The organism is Bacillus sp. N1(2025), assembly GCF_053470005.1.
In genome coordinates, this window is the sequence record NZ_JBLTJB010000006.1 from 24,335 (window position 1) to 42,777 (window position 18,443).

At 43.1% G+C, this 18,443-nt stretch carries 22 protein-coding genes and 4 pseudogenes; 21 read left to right on the forward strand and 5 right to left on the reverse strand.

All coding sequences use genetic code 11. The features are described 5' to 3' along the window. Positions 1-17: 17 nt before the first annotated feature. The 4 genes from queC to queF are packed head-to-tail and all read left to right on the forward strand — an operon-like array spanning position 18 to position 2,354. Positions 18-677 (forward strand): 7-cyano-7-deazaguanine synthase QueC, encoded by a 660-nt coding sequence (gene queC / locus ACNFN4_RS14430; RefSeq protein ID WP_003154679.1) that lies wholly within the window; start codon positions 18-20, stop codon positions 675-677. Next, positions 678-1,118, forward strand: a complete 441-nt coding sequence (gene queD / locus ACNFN4_RS14435; protein ID WP_014417585.1) for a 6-carboxytetrahydropterin synthase QueD — start codon at positions 678-680, stop codon at positions 1,116-1,118. Then, positions 1,111-1,842: a 7-carboxy-7-deazaguanine synthase QueE gene (gene queE, locus ACNFN4_RS14440; protein WP_448200269.1), complete on the forward strand. Its 732-nt coding sequence runs from the start codon at positions 1,111-1,113 to the stop codon at positions 1,840-1,842. Before queD ends, queE begins: the two co-directional genes overlap by 8 nt. A 17-nt stretch (positions 1,843-1,859) precedes the next feature. Beyond that, positions 1,860-2,354: a preQ(1) synthase gene (gene queF / locus ACNFN4_RS14445; RefSeq protein WP_003154673.1), complete on the forward strand. Its 495-nt coding sequence runs from the start codon at positions 1,860-1,862 to the stop codon at positions 2,352-2,354. Positions 2,355-2,642: 288 nt separating this feature from the next. Here the strand turns inward: queF and ACNFN4_RS14450 are convergent, their stop codons facing one another. Continuing rightward, entirely contained in the window at positions 2,643-2,999 is a 357-nt protein-coding gene (locus ACNFN4_RS14450) for a winged helix-turn-helix transcriptional regulator (RefSeq protein WP_003245808.1), read from the reverse strand. A gap of 168 nt (positions 3,000-3,167) precedes the next feature. Here ACNFN4_RS14450 and ACNFN4_RS14455 point away from each other — a divergent pair, with 168 nt between their 5' ends. From ACNFN4_RS14455 to ACNFN4_RS14480, 6 genes and pseudogenes are all read left to right on the forward strand, one after another. After that, on the forward strand, positions 3,168-3,914 hold the full coding sequence (locus ACNFN4_RS14455; RefSeq protein WP_110124677.1) for an SDR family NAD(P)-dependent oxidoreductase: 747 nt from the start codon (positions 3,168-3,170) through the stop codon (positions 3,912-3,914). Positions 3,915-4,067: 153 nt separating this feature from the next. After that, a pseudogene (locus ACNFN4_RS14460) lies at positions 4,068-4,677 on the forward strand (peptidase G2 autoproteolytic cleavage domain-containing protein); the annotation flags it as partial. Positions 4,678-4,816: 139 nt separating this feature from the next. Continuing rightward, positions 4,817-5,110: pseudogene (locus tag ACNFN4_RS14465) on the forward strand (hypothetical protein); the annotation flags it as partial. A 64-nt stretch (positions 5,111-5,174) separates the two neighbouring features. Next, positions 5,175-5,294 (forward strand): annotated as a pseudogene (locus ACNFN4_RS14470) (M15 family metallopeptidase); the annotation flags it as partial. A 53-nt stretch (positions 5,295-5,347) separates the two neighbouring features. Continuing rightward, positions 5,348-5,541: pseudogene (locus ACNFN4_RS14475) on the forward strand (N-acetylmuramoyl-L-alanine amidase family protein); the annotation flags it as partial. A 131-nt stretch (positions 5,542-5,672) separates the two neighbouring features. Then, entirely contained in the window at positions 5,673-6,005 is a 333-nt protein-coding gene (locus ACNFN4_RS14480) for a hypothetical protein (protein ID WP_021493772.1), read from the forward strand. A gap of 88 nt (positions 6,006-6,093) precedes the next feature. On the opposite strand, the gene ACNFN4_RS14485 is transcribed toward ACNFN4_RS14480, so the two are convergent. After that, positions 6,094-6,459, reverse strand: coding sequence for a DUF1433 domain-containing protein (locus ACNFN4_RS14485; protein ID WP_021493771.1), 366 nt, complete (start codon positions 6,457-6,459; stop codon positions 6,094-6,096). Between the two features lie 50 nt (positions 6,460-6,509). Here ACNFN4_RS14485 and ACNFN4_RS14490 point away from each other — a divergent pair, with 50 nt between their 5' ends. Then, positions 6,510-7,925 carry a lipase gene (locus ACNFN4_RS14490; protein ID WP_121984215.1) on the forward strand — a complete coding sequence of 472 codons (1,416 nt, stop codon included), beginning with the start codon at positions 6,510-6,512 and terminating at the stop codon, positions 7,923-7,925. A 12-nt stretch (positions 7,926-7,937) separates the two neighbouring features. Next, a complete protein-coding gene (locus tag ACNFN4_RS14495; protein WP_016936335.1) occupies positions 7,938-8,243 on the forward strand; it encodes a hypothetical protein in 306 nt (101 codons plus the stop codon). An 83-nt stretch (positions 8,244-8,326) separates the two neighbouring features. Here the strand turns inward: ACNFN4_RS14495 and ACNFN4_RS14500 are convergent, their stop codons facing one another. Then, entirely contained in the window at positions 8,327-8,566 is a 240-nt protein-coding gene (locus tag ACNFN4_RS14500) for a hypothetical protein (RefSeq protein WP_021493770.1), read from the reverse strand. A 441-nt stretch (positions 8,567-9,007) separates the two neighbouring features. Here ACNFN4_RS14500 and ACNFN4_RS14505 point away from each other — a divergent pair, with 441 nt between their 5' ends. Further along, positions 9,008-9,283 (forward strand): DUF3219 family protein, encoded by a 276-nt coding sequence (locus tag ACNFN4_RS14505; RefSeq protein ID WP_280157102.1) that lies wholly within the window; start codon positions 9,008-9,010, stop codon positions 9,281-9,283. Positions 9,284-9,355: 72 nt separating this feature from the next. On the opposite strand, the gene ACNFN4_RS14510 is transcribed toward ACNFN4_RS14505, so the two are convergent. Next, positions 9,356-9,541 (reverse strand): YkvS family protein, encoded by a 186-nt coding sequence (locus tag ACNFN4_RS14510; RefSeq protein WP_003154669.1) that lies wholly within the window; start codon positions 9,539-9,541, stop codon positions 9,356-9,358. Between the two features lie 162 nt (positions 9,542-9,703). Between ACNFN4_RS14510 and ACNFN4_RS14515 the strand changes: the two genes are divergently transcribed. The 6 genes from ACNFN4_RS14515 (at position 9,704) to ACNFN4_RS14540 (ending at position 16,172) form a co-directional block, all read left to right on the forward strand. Continuing rightward, positions 9,704-9,898: a hypothetical protein gene (locus tag ACNFN4_RS14515; RefSeq protein WP_014304905.1), complete on the forward strand. Its 195-nt coding sequence runs from the start codon at positions 9,704-9,706 to the stop codon at positions 9,896-9,898. Between the two features lie 274 nt (positions 9,899-10,172). Next, positions 10,173-10,796: a cell wall hydrolase gene (locus ACNFN4_RS14520; RefSeq protein ID WP_014417591.1), complete on the forward strand. Its 624-nt coding sequence runs from the start codon at positions 10,173-10,175 to the stop codon at positions 10,794-10,796. Between the two features lie 115 nt (positions 10,797-10,911). Then, a complete protein-coding gene (locus ACNFN4_RS14525) occupies positions 10,912-12,252 on the forward strand; it encodes a polysaccharide biosynthesis protein (protein WP_003154663.1) in 1,341 nt (446 codons plus the stop codon). Positions 12,253-12,314: 62 nt separating this feature from the next. Beyond that, a complete protein-coding gene (gene stoA / locus ACNFN4_RS14530) occupies positions 12,315-12,809 on the forward strand; it encodes an endospore biogenesis thiol-disulfide oxidoreductase StoA (protein WP_448200270.1) in 495 nt (164 codons plus the stop codon). Positions 12,810-13,051: 242 nt separating this feature from the next. After that, complete coding sequence (locus ACNFN4_RS14535; protein ID WP_014417593.1) at positions 13,052-14,965, forward strand: heavy metal translocating P-type ATPase; 1,914 nt, start codon at positions 13,052-13,054, stop codon at positions 14,963-14,965. A 112-nt stretch (positions 14,966-15,077) separates the two neighbouring features. Further along, positions 15,078-16,172, forward strand: a complete 1,095-nt coding sequence (locus ACNFN4_RS14540; RefSeq protein ID WP_029973669.1) for a M24 family metallopeptidase — start codon at positions 15,078-15,080, stop codon at positions 16,170-16,172. A 57-nt stretch (positions 16,173-16,229) separates the two neighbouring features. On the opposite strand, the gene ACNFN4_RS14545 is transcribed toward ACNFN4_RS14540, so the two are convergent. Beyond that, positions 16,230-16,355 (reverse strand): hypothetical protein, encoded by a 126-nt coding sequence (locus ACNFN4_RS14545; RefSeq protein ID WP_014721086.1) that lies wholly within the window; start codon positions 16,353-16,355, stop codon positions 16,230-16,232. Positions 16,356-16,454: 99 nt separating this feature from the next. On the opposite strand from ACNFN4_RS14545, the gene ACNFN4_RS14550 reads away from it, so the two are divergent. After that, entirely contained in the window at positions 16,455-17,420 is a 966-nt protein-coding gene (locus ACNFN4_RS14550; RefSeq protein WP_095059965.1) for a LacI family DNA-binding transcriptional regulator, read from the forward strand. A gap of 50 nt (positions 17,421-17,470) precedes the next feature. Next, positions 17,471-18,337: a glucose PTS transporter transcription antiterminator GlcT gene (glcT, locus tag ACNFN4_RS14555; RefSeq protein WP_012117426.1), complete on the forward strand. Its 867-nt coding sequence runs from the start codon at positions 17,471-17,473 to the stop codon at positions 18,335-18,337. Positions 18,338-18,443 lie beyond the last annotated feature (106 nt).

The following is an 18,443-nucleotide window of genomic DNA, read 5'->3' on the forward strand; positions in this document are numbered from 1 at the left end:
ATAAGGGAGAGAAAGACATGAAAAAAGAAAAAGCAGTTGTGGTGTTCAGCGGAGGCCAAGACAGCACGACTTGTTTATTATGGGCTTTGCAAAACTTTGAAGAAGTGGAAACCGTTACATTCCATTATAATCAGCGTCACCAAGAAGAAATCGATGTGGCAAAATCGATTGCCGAAAAGCTCGGTGTCAAAAATCACTTGCTTGATATGTCTCTTTTAAATCAGCTCGCGCCGAATGCGCTGACAAGAGATGATATCGAAATTGAAGCGAAGGACGGGGAACTGCCGACAACCTTTGTGCCGGGACGAAACCTTGTATTTTTATCCTTTGCATCGATTCTTGCATATCAAATCGGCGCGCGCCACATTATCACCGGTGTTTGCGAGACTGATTTCAGCGGCTACCCGGACTGCCGTGACGAGTTTGTCAAATCCTGCAACGTCACCGTCAACTTGGCGATGGAAAAGCCGTTCGTCATTCATACGCCGCTTATGTGGCTGAACAAAGCGGAAACGTGGAAACTTGCGGATGAGCTCGGCGCGCTTGATTTTGTAAAGAATAACACACTGACTTGCTATAACGGCATCATTGCGGACGGATGCGGCGAATGCCCGGCATGCCTGCTCCGCAATAAAGGATATGATGAATATATGAAAATGAAAGGAGAGCGGAACTAATTGCTTTCTCAAATTTACCCGCAGGTTCAGCATCCTTATTCGTTTGAGTTGAATAAGGATATGCACATTTCAGCCGCGCACTTTATTCCCCGCGAAAGCGCCGGAGCGTGCAGCAGAGTCCACGGGCACACGTATACAGTAAATATTACAGTTGCGGGGGATGAACTGGACGATTCAGGCTTTCTCGTGAATTTCAGCGTGCTGAAGAAATTGGTGCACGGCGCTTATGACCATACATTGCTGAATGACCATGAGGAATTTTCTGATGATGACAGATATTCACTGCCGACGACCGAGGTCGTGGCCAAAACGATTTACGATAAGGTGCAGTCCTACCTCGAAACACTGGAGAATCAGCCGGTCTGCGTGCAGATTTTTGTCAGGGAAACCCCGACAAGCTATTGCGTATACCGCCCGAAAAAAGGTGATAGGAATGGCTAAAGGAATTCCGGTTTTAGAAATTTTCGGACCGACGATACAAGGGGAGGGCATGGTTATCGGCCAGAAAACCATGTTTGTCCGCACGGCGGGCTGCGACTACTCCTGCAGCTGGTGCGACTCCGCTTTTACATGGGACGGCTCAGCCAAAAAAGATATCCGCTGGATGACGGCGGAAGACATTTACCGCGAGCTGAGAGAAATCGGCGGAGACGCCTTTTCCCATGTCACCATCTCAGGAGGAAACCCGGCGCTGTTAAAGCAGCTTGACGCGCTGATTCTGCTGCTGAAAGAGCACGGGGTGCGCGCCGCTTTAGAAACGCAGGGAACGGTCTATCAGGATTGGTTCACAATGATTTACGACCTGACGATTTCACCGAAGCCGCCAAGTTCGGGGATGACAACCGATTTTGCAAAGCTCGATCACATTGTGTCTTCGCTTGATGCGGCAGAAAGGCTTAACGCGGTCAGCTTAAAGGTCGTCATTTTTAATGATGAAGATCTGCAATTCGCGAAAACCGTGCACAAGAGGTATCCGAATATCCCGTTTTATCTTCAGGTCGGAAACGATAATGTCCATACGACGGACGACCGGGCATTAATCGCACATCTGCTCGGAAAATACGAAACACTCGTTGATAAGGTTTCAGCCGATTCGGATCTGAATCTCGTCAGAGTCCTGCCTCAGCTGCATACGCTGCTTTGGGGCAATAAACGGGGAGTTTAATAGAAAGGGAGATTTATATGACAAGAAAAGAATCAGAATTAGAAGGAGTTACGCTCCTGGGGAATCAAGGAACAAACTATTTATTTGAATATGCGCCGGAGGTTTTGGAATCATTTCCGAATAAACACGTGAACCGTGATTATTTCGTTAAATTCAACTGCCCGGAATTTACGTCGCTTTGCCCGAAAACGGGACAGCCGGACTTCGCAACTATCTACATCAGCTATATTCCGGATGAAAAAATGGTGGAAAGCAAATCGCTGAAGCTGTATCTTTTCAGCTTCCGCAACCACGGAGATTTCCACGAGGACTGCATGAACATCATCATGAATGACTTGATCGAATTAATGGATCCGCGTTATATCGAAGTATGGGGCAAATTCACGCCAAGAGGCGGGATCTCCATTGACCCGTATACAAACTACGGCAGACCGGGAACAAAATATGAAAAAATGGCCGAACATCGGATGATGAATCATGATATGTATCCGGAGACGATTGATAATCGGTAATTATTCCGTTGTGTGATACGGAGTGTGACCCGCACTAAGCTCAATAAAAGTGTGACCTGGTGCAACCTGAACTGTGACTTTTATGCAGTGAAAAATTGATAGTACAGAAGCAGATTAAGGCGTACAATTTGTACGTCTTTTCTTTTTTATCCGAAAGAAAAAATGCCTATCTAGAGATCATAGGCATTAAATATTATTATCAATATCTCATTTATTTCTGACTGTTCTTCATCTGTTAGGTGATGGTATTGAAGTTGTTTAGCATTTACTTCAGCAGCTACATCAATCCTAACTTAGTTGTTCTGGTTGTACAATTTCATATTCACCTTCTGCATACTCTTGCTCCGCATAATAGCCTCCCCATTGACAGAGCTCCTGCAAGATAGGTTTAAGAGATTCTCCAAGTTCAGTGGATGAATATTCAACCTTCGGCGGTACTTGATTATACATCTTTCTGCTCACAAGTCCACTGGCTTCAAGCTCTCTAAGTGTTTGAATCAGCATTTTCTGAGTTATATTTGGGATAATGCGCTTTAATTCACTCGTTCTCTTTGGTCCATTCATTAAAAAGTATAATACAAGGCCTTTCCATTTTCCGCCAATAACTTCCTTTGTCACTTCAAACCCACAGCTAAATTTTTTCATGTCTAAAGCTCTCCATTCCACATTTATTACTTTTTAGTTACTATATCACAAAAAAGTGGGTACTTCCGATAATGTGCTTACTGAAGGATACTATATCTTGTAAGTTGTTCTTCAAGTACTTAAAGGTACTAGACATAAAATAATATTAATTCTAAAGGAGTGTTAAGTATGGGGAAATTTGAAGGTAAAATAGCGCTTGTAACGGGTGGAACAAGTGGGATTGGTCTTGCTGCAGCACAAAAATTTGTAAACGAAGGTGCATATGTTTATATCACGGGACGTAGACAAAACGAACTTGATAAAGCTGTTAACCAAATTGGCAAGAACGTAACCGGTGTTCAAGGTGATATTTCTAAGCTTGAAGACTTAGACAAACTATATGACATTATAAAGCAGGAAAAAGGTAAGTTGGACATTCTTTTTGCTAATGCAGGCATCGGCAACTTCCTTCCATTAGGTGAAATTACTGAAGAGCAGGTTGATAGAACGTTCGACATTAACGTTAAAGGAACCATCTTTACTGTTCAAAAAGCGTTATCACTATTCCCGGACAAAGTAGGTTCTATTATTGTAACGGGCTCTACTGCTGGATCAATTGGCAACCCAGCGTTTAGTGTATATGGAGCATCTAAAGCAGCATTAAGAGCACTAGTTCGCAACTGGATTCTTGACCTAAAAGGTACTGAAATCCGTGTAAATGTGGTTAGTCCAGGAGCTATTCTTACACCTGCCTACGATGAGCTTTTTGGTGATGCACTTGAAGAAGTAATGGAAAATAGCAGAAATACTGTTCCAGCTGGAAAAGTTGGGACACCTGAAGAAGTAGCAAACGCTGTATCTTTCCTTGCTTCAGACGAAAGCAGTTACTTGACGGGTGTTGAATTGTTCGTAGATGGCGGGCTAGCACAGGTATAATTTCACTGCGCAGAGATTACAAATAGTCCCAAAAAGGTTAATGGGGATTTACTTGAAGAAGTCGTATAAAAAAGTCGTTCTCCTTAAAGGACAGGGAATTCGACTTTTTTATGTTTGAATTTGATTAACGTTGTAAATTCGCATTTTCCTGGGGCTACCACTAATGCTAAATGGGAAATAGACTCACAAAACGGTAACATTTTAGGTGCTGGTCGTGTTGAAAGTGCTTCAAACTTCAAGGACTATGCTGAGTATTTTGAATCTGCAGATGGCAAAAAGATTGAAAGTGGATACCTTGTAACCCTTGAAGGAGATAAGATTCGCAAGGCTTTAAAAGGTGATGAGATGCTAGGTGTTATTCTGAGACAGCGGGCGTTGTATTAGGTAGTGCTGAGTTTTATTGGAATGACAGATACTTAAGAAATGATTTCGGTGGATTGATCTATGAAGAAACTGAAGTTGAATACACATATAAGGATGGGAACATAAAAACTGAAAAGAAAAGCCTTGCTAAGCCCAATCCGGATATGATCCTGAATTAGACTACACTTCACGACAGGAGCGTGATGAGTGGCATATTGTTGGACTTATTGGACAGGTGCATTTACGTATTGGTGATACTTTTCAAGCAGGTGATAAGATTATAGCTAAGAATGGTAAGGGATCCAAAGCGGAAGACAACACAGGATTAACAGTCATGAAAATTAAGCAGCCATATGATTCTAATAAGGGATATGGTGTAGCAATAGCATTTATCAGATAAGGAGGTAATAACGATTTATAAGGAATCAGTATTAAATGATGAGGATATTCATGTGAATAAGTCATTTAAGGATAAAGTAGGGGAGCTACTTCAACAGTTCACATCCGATTTCAAAGCTAAAATGGAAGAATTGTTACAACAGTTCACTGCACATAGTTTTAATCAAATCCGGCATACCTCTGATGCTGAGCGTAAGAAATGGAACGGAGCTGTCACATATGCCAACATCATGCTAAAGAAGGGGGCTACAGCAGGTACGCGGACACCAATGTACGCAAAATGGGGAGCGTTTTTAATTTTAAGGGGGCATGTGAAAACAGATCCGGAAATCATTTTCGGCTCAATTCCGGTTGAATTCGTACTATACGGAGGTGCAGTAAAATCAGTACCACTTAGCGGAACAGGTGGAACAGCCAATCTGATAATTTACGATTGGTGGTTATTCTAAATCTGATACTAAATGGAATAGTTATGGTGCATCTGATATTAAGAAATTTATTGCTTATGCCAAATCAATTGGCTTTGAATGGGGTGGAGATTGGACAGGGTTTGTAGATCAGCCACACCTTCAATTCAACTATAAAGGGTATGGTACTGATACATTCGGCAAAGCTTCATCTGCTAAACCAGTTAAGATTGTAAGACCTTCTAAGCCATCAGGCATCAAATGATCAAAATTGTCGGTGTAAAAAGCGCTGCAATCGTTATGGACAAACCAGACCGTAATAACGCTAAGAACGTCGGTATTTTGGAACTTGGTGCTCAGGCTCTGTAAGAGGTTCAAACAATGCTAAGGGTTATTGGGAAGTCATTTATGATGGGAAACGGAGATACATCTCTGGTCAATTCGGTAAACAAGTTTAAGTAAATAAATAGTTCCCTTGAAAATTTTCGAGGGAATTCTTTTATTTATTTGGAAAAAAGATCTAAACATTTGAAACTATTGTTTTAGTTGTCCCGTATATTAAGGATACTTATAGAGGGGGTAACAATTAATGGATAAATATGAAGAAGAAGAATTGAAAGCCCGTATTTTAGGAGAAAGAGACATGTTTGCTTATTATCTGGAAGAAGTTTTGGCGAATAATTTGATTGAAAATCCCGTGGCATTAGGGATTGCCCGTTTGATTATTGATAAGGGTGCTGAAGGATTAACTGACAAGCAGTGGTATACATTTTTAAGACATGGTGTTGGAGACATCAATTATGTCCCACAGTGCCGAAGGGATTATGAACAAATTCCTTGGGAAGAAATGCTTTTAGCTGTTCACATTGAAGAAGATGATTTATGTGGCTACTGTAGACATAAAGAAGAAAAAGGAGAATAAAAGATGGTAATCGCAAAGTTTGATCCTCCTGTTGGCATGTAGACTGCCCAAACAAATAAACCCCTCACAATAATGTGAAGGGGTTTTTTTAATACTCGCATACTTTATCTTCACACTCAGGTTTCCGAGTGGCATCGACAGTAAATGAACCTACTTCATCATTTCCTTTATCATAGATTCCCCAGATTTCTTTTTTCTTATTTCCATTAAGGAAACCATTGATTTCAATGCCGCCCATTGGATTAATTTCATAATCGTCAGTGTAATCAATTCGGTCAACATCTTTATAGTTTGTTTTAATAAAGTCAGTCATTCTTTTTTTAGCCAAAGAGTACAACTCTTCTTTTTGCTGAGTTTCTTGGGCTTCCATTTTTTTGTCGTGTTGTTCCTTCATAAATATCCCTCCAAGTGTTATAATAACCAGAGTTATAAGGATAATTATGTATTTTTTCATAAAACCATCCTTTCTGTCTTACATTTTACATGAGGGAAGGGGTATTGTACATGAATACAAAGACTGACATACCTAATTTAACTGATAAAGACTATTATTTTCTCAGTCAAAATACATACAGTGAAAAGAAAATGAAAAAAGCCTATGAAAATAAGACTCCAATCGAAAATGGATCAAACAAGGCTTTTTACGTGGAGAAAATCAAAAAAGACCCAGACACAGGTCTAGATGTTTACGTATTTGTTCAAGCGAAGAAAAAAGAAGGCAAATGGGTAAAACCAAAAGAACCAGAAAATGTCGTTATAGGTTTTCAAGGAACAAATCAGGAACAAATTAAAGCTGATGTTATAAGTGCAGATGGCGGCAACGTAGTCATGGGTAAAGACCCGAAAAAGAAAGTCCAATACATAATGAAAAAAGATGCACCTGAAAACTCTAAAGCTATTGCCAAGTATAACGGCAGTATGGAACAAGCAATGATGATTAAGAGTGGAGAATACAAAATTGTCACTAAGACATCTCAATTTGATCAAGGTGATAAGCTCGTTGCCAATGAAGTGAAAAAGTATGCTGGCGCTAACACAGTGATTTCGACAACAGGTCACTCACTTGGAGGGGCAGATGCGGAATACGCTGGTGTAAATAACAACGTTTACAGTGTAGCTTTTAACAATCCTGCCATTGTTAAGCTGCATGATGAAGAAACACAGAAGAAAATCAGAAATGGCGAATTTGATTTGTATCATAAAGCAATCATTAATCCTGATGACATGGTGGGTTCAGGTTGGTTTTTAGAATACGACAGACACAACGGAACAACGATATACACGAAAGACCCAAGCATCGCACGTCAAGATCGAGCTCAAAGACTAATTTCTTCTTACGGAGTTCCTGGTATTTTGACCAACTTGATTACTTCTTTCTATGGCCAAGCATTTGCAAAAAATCCTGATACTCATAGTTTAAATGATTCGAACTTTACATTTGATAAGAATGGTAATATCCAGAGTGTCGATGGCAGCAAAGGTGTTTATAACCAGAATATCGAATCGTTCTCAGCTTATTCAGGTATGAATGGGCAAACCATTAAAGTGGATGCTAAGTATGCAAAAGAATTAGCTAAACGATTACAGGCAGCTATCGAAGACTTAAAAACAAAGAAACAAGCAATTGAACGATTCCCTCATGATCACAGCAAAATGGTTTATGACGTAAAATCTATTTGCGGGAAGAGATTAGGTGAATTCAAGGATTTAGACCCAAGCGATGTTGATAAAGCTGTATTGTTTCACGCACCTTATGTGAAAGATGGGGCAGCATTTTATGACTCAGAAGAACATTATCAAACTGAGGCTTCTCTTCATTATTTGATTAGAGATTTAGAGGATATTAGTGAGTTTATTGTTAAAATGGCTGAGGATTTAAAAGATAAGGATAATGAATTAGCAAGCTGGTTACGGTTGTAAGGGGGATTTAAATTGCCATATGGAGTTAATATGGATGCAGATGAATTTTACAGACGGTTACAACAGAATGAGGAATTAAAAAAAATTGTGGGTTCAAGTTTAAAAACTCATTGCCAGAACCTAAAAGAAGACACAAAAAACGCATCAGACTTTTCTTCAGCACAACAGGTTATAGCTGAAGTGTATGTTGCTTTACTCTCTTCATTTGAAGGTAAAGCTAAAGAAGCATTAGTCCAAAGGCTTAATGAAAATGCGACTATGCTGACAAATGCTACAGAGAACAGAAGTGCTTTTCTGAGGAGTATAAGGACTAAATAATTAAAACAACCTCTTCACTTTAGATGTGAGGGGGTCTTTTTAACTTATGATGTAGCAAAATTCGCAGACGTCTGCGAAAATACTCAGTTATTCAATCTCTCTTCTAATTCATGAATACGTCTTTCTAAACTAGAGAATTTCTTATCGTTATAACTATGATCAAGTTCGATGTTCTTGTTGATCAATTTGAGCATCGACATAACTTCTTCAGGTTCATTTTCCTCTATACGGGAAACTGTATCCTTGATTTCCTTTACATCCTGTTTAACTTCAGCAATATCCTTTGATAACTGCTGAATAGCTTCTAATATTTGTTTCTCCATCCCGTTCACCTCTCCTTACAGTATAACAGCTATTGCAATACTTTTGATTGTCCGAAATTTGGACAATCCAATATTTCAATGGTTTTGTTTAACGGTTTGTAGAATTCTCCTCTACAAACTCTACAACCTAACCCCCGCCTTTTAAGCGGGGGTATTTTTCATCTGTGCCGCGCAGCCAAAAAGGTGCATGATATTTGCACAGAACTTCTATAAGGAAAAGAGAGATCATTTGGAGAAAAGAAAAAGACGAGTAAACCCGGGGGGAGTGTACTCGCCGCTTCATTACGTGACGGGTGCTGGATGGCAGCTCGTCTGTTTCATTATAAAATAGGGAACGTATGTTTGTAAAGACCTGCGCTGTTTTTTCTCATTCGGAGCGGATCAATTGTAAAGGAATGGTCAGCATGATAGCATGTCCTGTAAAAAGAAGGAGTGTTCGTTATGGAGCCGTTAGAATTAAACGGTGTAAGGCTGAAAATGTATGATTGTAAAGAAAGTACGGGTAAAAACGGCCGCATGATTTCATTTGTATTGAAGGTGACCTCTGAAACGTATCATGATATTGCCGTCCTTTTGTATGAAAAAACATTTGACATCAAGGCGCCCGAGCACGGGCTTGAATTCCGCGGTAAAATAACCAACTACTATACATCCGTCACAAATCTTTACAATAAAGATGAGACAGGTGATTTTTTTGTAGAAATGACCGAGATCTGAATTCATTTGAAAAAGCTGCCGGGCGGCAGCTTTTGTGCGGGATATGTAAATGGTTCGGATGTTCGGTGGGGTTTAATAGGAGTCTCTGATGATTTTATAATTCTTATGGTTGACGACAGTGAGGGAATCTAATTCAAGGTCACGATAATTATCCATGATGGTTACATCAACGATGACGGAGTTTTCATTTACTTTTTCAACAATACCGGTTAATCCGTTTTTAAATTCAATGACGTTTCCAACCTTAGCAATTTTCACGAGCTTCCTCTCCTTTATCATAAATCCTGTTTGAAAATATTTTGCAGTATTTTCTTTAAGAAGTAAAGCGATATGGGTATCAGCCCGCTCAATCATTGTCCCGGCGGGGGAAAGATGGTATATTGTTTTTTGGGAAAAGCCGAGAAAAGGAGGCTGTATTCGTTGCTGCCTGAGGAAATTTCAGAACGTATCAACCAAATGCGCACCGGTGAAATCAAAGAATTCAGGGTGCAGAAAGAACATTTTCTTGCATTTCGAGCGGTTTTGTCGAAGCAGGAAGATTTTAAGCATTTCCGCGGTATTGCCCAGCAGGGCGGAGATGTTATATTTCAGTATTTAGAACAGCCAAGAAGCTGACGGCTCCTCGCACTTGAGGAGTCTTTTTTGGGGTTTCAGTTTCTCATTTCATCTGGCTGTAACAGATGTAAACAAAATGTAAAATCCCTCCGATGGATACTTTTACTGCTATTTGGTTAATGTTGTGAAAATGACGGCTGTTTTCCTGCCAATAACAAGGCTGTTAACGAACTTCTTCCATCATAAAAGCTGATTGGGAGCACTGGAAAATCTTTAACCGTGAATTTGCGCACAGCTCTTGTTAAGGTAGTGAAGTATTTAAGGAGGAAATCGTATGACGACAAAATTTGCTGCCTTGGCTGTCTTTTTTCTATGTTTTATGCCTGCATCAAAAATTGAACATACAGAAGCTCTGTTTACTTTTGCGAAGAAGCCAAAGCAAGAACCCAGCACACTGGTTGCTGATTTAAATAAAAAAAGCTCGGTTCCGAAGCTTTCAAAAACGGATCATAAGCATTCTATCCAACCGATAAAGCTGTCATCTCACCAAGAGAAGAAAGCAAAACCGGAAGAGACGGCTTATCAGCCGCCGAAAAAAACGTATTCCCGCGCTGACAGACAACTTCTGGCACGTCTCGTTCACGCAGAAGCGAAAGGTGAATCTTATAAAGGGAAGGTTGCGGTAGCCAGCGTAGTGCTGAACCGCACTGAAAAAAACGGCTTCCCGGATACCATTCGGGGTGTGATCTATCAAAGGAATGCATTTGAACCGGTAGCAAACGGAAGCATTAATCAAAAGCCGGATAAGGATTCCGTCGCCGCCGCAAATGAGGCGCTTGATCATCCGGGCAGAGAAACGAACGCGTTGTTTTTCTACAATCCGAAAACGGCATCTGACCACTGGATCCGTTCGCGAAAAATTATCGAGCGGATCGGCAGACACGTATTTGCGATGTAAGCATAGCGGGATCAAAAATATCCCGGCTATGCTTTTTTCAATTTTGAGAAATCGAAAATATTTTCAGAACTTGTCTCATATGATGATGGAAGAACGAGAGACAAGGAGAGACACCATGAATCGATTTGTGAAAGGGATCATTCTTTTATCCATCGCCGCCTTTTTCGCGGAATGTCTGGAATTTGTCGTGAATATGATACTGGCGCGGGAGCTTGGCGAGCATGGGATGGGGCTTTACATGAGCATTCTGCCCACCATTTTTTTAATTATCGTGATCGCCAGTCTGGAGCTTCCGATCTCTATTTCAAAATTCATCGCGGAATCCAATCAGAAGCTGCATGAAAGCATGCTCCGGCATGCCTTCAGAATGACCGCCGTTTTTACCGCGTTTTCAACCGCGGCCGCAAGCATCGCGCTGCCGTTCATTCCTGTATTCGATACGTATCACCCGTTTATTAAAGGGATTGTCATCGGGCTGATTCCAGTCGTCGCTTTTACATCCATCGCCAGAGGTTATTTTATGGGTGTGCAGCAAATGGGAAAAATCGCGGTTGCGAATGTCTTGAAAAAAATCATTCAAGTGCTTTGTCTGTTTATCTTTTTTCAATGGTACTCTTTTGAAATTGATATGGCCGTGCTCATTTCATTATTTGTGCTGGTCGCAAGCGATGTCGTGGTATTCGTTTACTTGTATACGCAGTTTATTTTGGCGCGGAGGGCGCTTTCCGGCCATCAGCACATTCATCTTCGCGGGAAAGACGTGCGGAAACGCCTCCTGGCCGTATCCATCCCGACAACGGGACTTCGTATATTTCATGCGGTGACAAACGCCATTGAACCCTTTTTAGTGAAAGGAGCGCTGCTGGCGTCGGGGGCAGCTGGGACAGCCGCGATTGATCAATACGGCATGCTTGCCGGTGTAGCGATGACAATCGGTTCGTTTCCCGCATTTATCGCCCATTCGCTGATGGTCGTCATGATTCCCAGCATTTCAGAAGCGTATGCGCTGTCCCAATATGATATTGTGCTGAAACGGCTGAGACAAGCGATTTTTATTACATTCGGCTACGGCATTCCGGCAGTCTGGGTCATGTTTCAGTTCGCGGGCCCGCTGACCCATTTGTTTTTTCAGTCTCCGGAAGCGCAGTATTATTTGCAGCTTTTGTGGCCGTTTTTTCTTTTTCACCTGTTTGTGATGCCGCTTCAGGCCTGTCTGATCGGTATCGGCCACGTGAAAACGGCGTTTTATCATAACGTATGGAGCAGCATTGTAGGGCTTTCGATGATGTATGTGCTCGGTTCTATGCCGGAATTGCAAATGCTCGGCATTATACTCGGCATGAATACCGGGATGATTCTTCTGACAAGTTTACATTACGCGACGATCTGCAAAGACCTCGGTGTCTCCGTGTTTTTGACGGGCGGCGGAAGAACAGCGCCCCGGATCGAAAGCTGAAAAGGCTGATACATTTCAATAAGGAAGGGCAAGCTATCCGAAACGCGTGAAAGGAAGATCATATGCATAAAAACCGCCTAATTGTATGTGCAGTCCTTTTGATAGCTGCCGCCGTCTGGATGTCTGAAGCAAACGCCTCATCAGAAAAACAGGCAGTTCCCGCCGTGTTTCTGATGAAGACGATTGAAGGAGACGAGATATCGATTCCGAATAAAGGGCAGAAAACGATATTGCATTTTTGGACATCGTGGTGTCCGCCGTGCAAAAAAGAACTGCCGCAATTCCAAACGTATTATGAACAGCATCAGTCCGATGATGTAAGCCTTGTAACGGTAAATCTGATGAATGCCGAGCGAAACAAAAATACCGTTCAAAACTTTGTCAGTCAGCACCATCTCACTTTCCCGATTGTTCTTGACACGAAAGGCGAGCTTATGAAGGAATACGATGTCATGACGATTCCCACGTCATTTCTGCTGAATGAAAAAGGAGAAATCGAAAAAAAGATCGTCGGTCCGATGACCGCCTCACAATTAAAAGAATGGTCAGAGAAATAAAAAGGTGCGGGAGGAATTCTTCCCGCACCTTTTTTGAATATAATGAACAGCTGAAGAAACACTAATGATAATTATTATCAAAAAGAAATTAAAACAATTATAATTGAAATCTTCCGCCGGCATGCTATAATAAAGAAAACACTGCGATAACACTGTGAAAATGCTGCCTGTCAGGCGGCTGTTTTGCTTTTATCGGGGAATTGAAGATGATTTGCGTTCTCAATTAGAGAGGAGAATTCATAATGAATGAACAAGTGATGACACAAACCCATTCACAACAGCACATACAAGAAGAGCGGGCCGGAAAAAAGTGGCTCCAGCATGCAGAACTCATTGCGGCGCTCGTATCCGGCGTCCTTATTCTTGCGGCCTGGTTTTTTACCGAAACAAAAGGCCTGTCCGTCACTTTGTATATCCTTGCCTTCCTGATCGGGGGATTTGCAAAAGCGAAAGAGGGAATTGAGGATACCATTGAGACGAAGGCGTTAAATGTGGAACTGCTGATGATTTTTGCGGCTGTCGGCTCCGCCCTGATCGGTTATTGGGCGGAAGGCGCTGTTCTTATTTTTATTTTTTCGTTAAGCGGCGCGCTCGAAACATACACGATGAATAAAAGCAGCCGTGATTTAACCTCTTTGATGAAACTGGAACCGGAGGAAGCGACTCTGCTTGCGGACGGACGGGAAAAGCGGGTGCCGGCTGCTGAACTTAAGATCGGTGACATGATCGTCATTAAGCCGGGCGAACGCGTAGCGGCAGACGGGATCATTGAGTCTGGCGTGACGAGCCTCGATGAATCGGCGCTTACGGGTGAAGCGATGCCGGCGGAAAAAACAGCCGGAGATTCTGTGTTTACAGGAACGGTAAACGGAAACGGCTCCTTAACGGTCCGTGTGACGAAAACAAATGAACAGTCTTTATTCAGAAAAATCATCCGGCTGGTGGAATCAGCCCAAAACAGCGTGTCACCGGCTCAGGCATTTATTGAGCGGTTCGAAAGTGTCTATGTCAAAGGCGTGCTGTTAGCCGTGGCTTTGCTTTTATTCGTTCCTCATTTCGCTTTAGGCTGGAGCTGGAGTGAAACCTTTTACCGGGCGATGGTGTTTATGGTGGTCGCCTCCCCGTGCGCGCTTGTCGCTTCTATTATGCCCGCTGCGCTTTCCCTTATCTCAAATGGGGCCCGCAACGGATTATTGGTTAAAGGAAGTGTGTTTTTAGAGCAGCTGGGAAGCGTACGGATGATCGCTTTTGACAAAACCGGCACGGTCACTAAGGGACAGCCGGCAGTCGCGGCATTTCAAGCTGCGGAAAATGTGAGTGAAGATGAGATCATGCAGGCGGTGTATGCGATAGAAAAGCAATCAAGCCACCCGCTTGCAAAAGCGATAGCTGAATTTGCCGAAAGCCGGGGCGCCGCGCCCGCAGGACATCTATCGATTGACGAGACGTCCGGATTCGGTGTTCAGGCTGAAATAGAAGGCGTCAAATGGATGGTCGGAAAAGCGGGATTTGCAGGTGAAGATGCGGCAGATGCTTTTTTGCAGACATCGGGAAAAGAATTAAAGGATAAAGGCTTTACACTGGTCTTTGTCAAGAAAGATGACCGGATTGCGGGCTGCTTTGCCTTAAAGGATCAAATCCGACCTGAAGCGAAAGCCGTGATGGCTGAACTTGAATCACTGGGCATTAAAACAGCCATGCTCACCGGCGATCAGTCTGAAACTGCGGCTGCCATTGCAAAAGAGGCGGGCATGACGACAGTTGTTGCCGATTGTCTGCCGGACCAAAAGGCAAAAGAAGTGAAGAAGCTGAAAGAAACGTACGGCACAATCGCCATGGTGGGGGACGGCATTAATGACGCGCCCGCTCTGAAAACCGCTGACGTCGGTATCGCGATGGGCGGGGGAACGGACGTGGCTCTTGAAACGGCTGACTTAGTCCTTATGAAAAATGATCTTCACAAGCTTGTGAAAATGTGCAGACTCTCAAGGAAAATGAACCGGATTATTAAGCAGAATATTGTTTTCTCGCTCTCGGTCATCTGCCTTTTGATCTGCGCTAACTTTCTGCAGGTGATGGAACTGCCGTTTGGCGTGATCGGGCATGAGGGGAGCACGATTCTGGTCATACTGAACGGACTGAGATTATTAAAATAAACATGACAGCCGCACACAGGCGGCTGTTTTTTTAATGTTCGTTCACAGCATAAACGCCGGAAAACTGATAGAATGAATAAAGAGTCACTTTGGTAAGGAGGAAAAGCAAAAAATGAACAGATTAGAACGTGTTTCATCTTGGCTGAAAAAAGAAGGACATGATGCGGCGTTTATACATACAAAGGAAAACGTATTTTATTTAACTGATTTTTACACGGATCCGCATGAGCGGTTAATGGGATTGTTCCTGTTTCAGGAACAGGAGCCGTTTTTCGTTTGTCCGGGAATGGAAGCCGGACAAGCCCGCAGCGCCGGGTGGGAGCATGGTATTATCGGCTACGGCGATCACGAAGACCCGTGGGAGCTGATCAAAGCCGAGCTCACAAAACGAAATGTGCGGCTTGATTCCATCGCGGTTGAAAAGGATTCGATCTCTCTTTCCCGCTCAGAACAGCTCAAACAAGCTTCAGGGGGCGCGGCATTTGTTTCGGCAGAAGAAACGCTCAACCAATTCCGTCTCGTAAAAGATGAGAAGGAAATCAACATTCTCAGGGAAGCGGCAAAACTCGCGGATTACGGAGTTGAAGTCGGTGTCGCGGCGCTTAAAGAGGGTGTGAGTGAAACCGAAGTACTCGCGCAGATTGAGTTTGAGCTGAAGAAAAAAGGCGTGCAGGGCATGTCATTTTCAACGATGGTGCTGTTCGGGGAAAAATCAGGCCAGCCCCATGGAAATCCGGGTGCAGACCGGTTGAAAAAAGGCGATTTCGTTCTGTTTGATCTGGGCGTTATTCTTGACGGCTACTGTTCAGACATTACGAGAACATTCGCATACCAATCAATCAGCCCGAAACAGGAAGAGATTTACGAAACGGTGCTTAAAGCTGAACAGGCGGCGCTTCAATTAAGCAAACCCGGCGTCAGAATCGGCGATCTTGATTTAAAAGCCCGCGGCATTATTGAAAAAGCCGGATACGGAGACTATTTCCCGCACCGCCTCGGCCACGGACTCGGGATTTCGGTTCACGAATATCCATCAATGAGCAGCGCGAACGACACACTCCTCAAAGAAGGCATGGTCTACACGATAGAACCGGGGATTTACGTGCCGGATGTCGGCGGCGTGCGCATTGAAGACGATGTGTTCGTCACAAAAGACGGCGCCGAAGCATTAACGCAGTATCCGAAAGAATTAACGATTCTGAAATAGAAAGCTTTGTGATAAAAAAGGACGGTTCTGGAACGCAGCGTCCTTTTTTATCACCTTTTAAATGAAAAAATCATCAAAATGCTGAAATGGTTTGATGTCATGCTTTTCATTCAGGGGCCGCATGGCAAGGTAACTGCCGCCGACTATGGCCAGACACAAACCGATTAAGCAAAGAATCCCCATCGCTGTTCTTCTCCTTTCAAACGAATAGGCTGTATCTGTTTCTAGCTTACTGTATGAAACGCATTCCAGATCAAGGGAAAAAAAGAAAGGGGGGACGCCATGGCTACGATCAGAGACATTGCCGGCGCTGCCGGGGTTTCCGTTACCACGGTATCAAGAGTATTAAACGATCATCCTTATGTAAGTAAGGACAAAAGAGAAAGAGTGAAAAAAGCGATGCAATCGCTCGGATATACGCGCAACATTCATGCTGTGCATTTATCCAAAGGTTTTTCCGATATGATCGGCGTTGTGCTTCCGTCGGTGAATCTTCCGTATTTTGCAGACCTTGTTGCAGGTATTGCCGAGGCTGCCGAAGCGTCAGGCGTGCATCTTTCTTTATACCAGACAGATTATGAGCAGCAAAAAGAACGTTTTGCCTTATCACAATTACAGGAGCGCCAAGTGGACGGCCTGATTATCTGCTCCAAAGCAATTCCTGATGAGCATCTGCTTACCGTGAAAGAACCGCTCATCCTCTGTCAGTACACTGATGCGGCAGGGCTTTCCTCCATCAGTAATCCGCATCGGGAAGCATTTCGGCACGGTCTGGATTATCTGATAGAAAAGGGACACCGGAAAATAGCGATCAGCCTGGCCAGAAAAAAGGGAAAAAACAGTCAAGTACGCATTGCCGCATACAAAGAGGCGCTGAAGAAGATCGGGCAGCCTTACAGGGAAGAGCTGGTTGTGGAAAAGGCGCTGACGCTGCTTGACGGGAAAGCCCTTTTTCATAGATGGAAGAGCTGGGATGACAAACCGACTGCGCTGTTTGCGGCGAATGATCAAGTATCCGCAGGTCTTTACCTTGAAGCCAAGGCAAACGGGACGCGCATCCCGGAAGAGCTTGCGATTTTGAGCATCGACAATCATGATATCAGCAAGATGTTAGGTATTTCCACAATAGATATACAAACAAAAGAAATGGGAAAGCAGGCTTTTCACATGCTTGAGAACCGGATCAGCGGCGGGCCTCCGGCAAGGAAAGTTCTTGATTACCGCCTTATTGAACGATCAACCGTCTAAAAAAAGAATTGACGCGCTTTCCGTTCGTTTTGTACGATATGAGGTATTGAATGACAAAGGAGCTGAGGATCATGAAGGGGTCCTTTACAGTTGAAAAGGTATTAAATAACAATGTGCTCATCGCAACACATGATAGATACAGTGAGGTCGTCTTAATCGGAAAAGGGATCGGCTTTGGAAAAAAACAAGCGGATGTCATTGAAGATAAAGGGTATGACAAGATGTTCATCTTAAAGGATGAAAAAGAACAAAAACAATTTAAAAAGCTCCTCGGTTATGTGGACGAGACACTTGTCGACATCTCCAATGACGTCATTTATCATATCAAGAAGCGGACAAGCCAACCGTTAAATGAGCATATCCATATTGCGCTGACTGACCATATCGCCTTTGCGGTAAAGCGGCTGCAGCAGGGCTTTGACATTAAAAACCCGTTTCTTATGGAAACCGAAACGCTTTATCCGGAAGAATTCCAAATTGCCCGTGAAGTCGTCGGCATGATTAATGAAAAGACGGGAATCTGCCTTCCGGAAGGAGAGATCGGCTTTATCGCTCTGCATATCCATTCCGCCCTGACGAATCGGCCCCTTTCAGAGGTCAATCAGCATTCACAGCTGATGTCCCGCCTCGTTCAGGTGATTGAGGAATCTTTCCAGATGAAAGTGAATAAAGAAAGCGTCCACTATTTGCGGCTGATCCGGCATATCAGATTTACCATAGACAGGATTAATCGGGAAGAGCAGACAAAAGAACCAGAAAAGTTAATGTTATTATTGAAAAATGAATACCCGCTATGCTACAATACTGCTTGGAAACTGATAAAAATCTTGCAGCAAATACTGAAAAAACCAGTTCATGAGGCGGAAGCGGTTTATCTCACGCTTCATTTGTACCGATTAACCAATAAAATTTCATAATTTCAGTTGAAACCTTAAAAACGTGTCACTGATTCGATCAGGCATGAGTGATTGAGGGTAAAAAAACGGGAAGAACGATCCCGTTATTTTGCACACCCTTTTTACT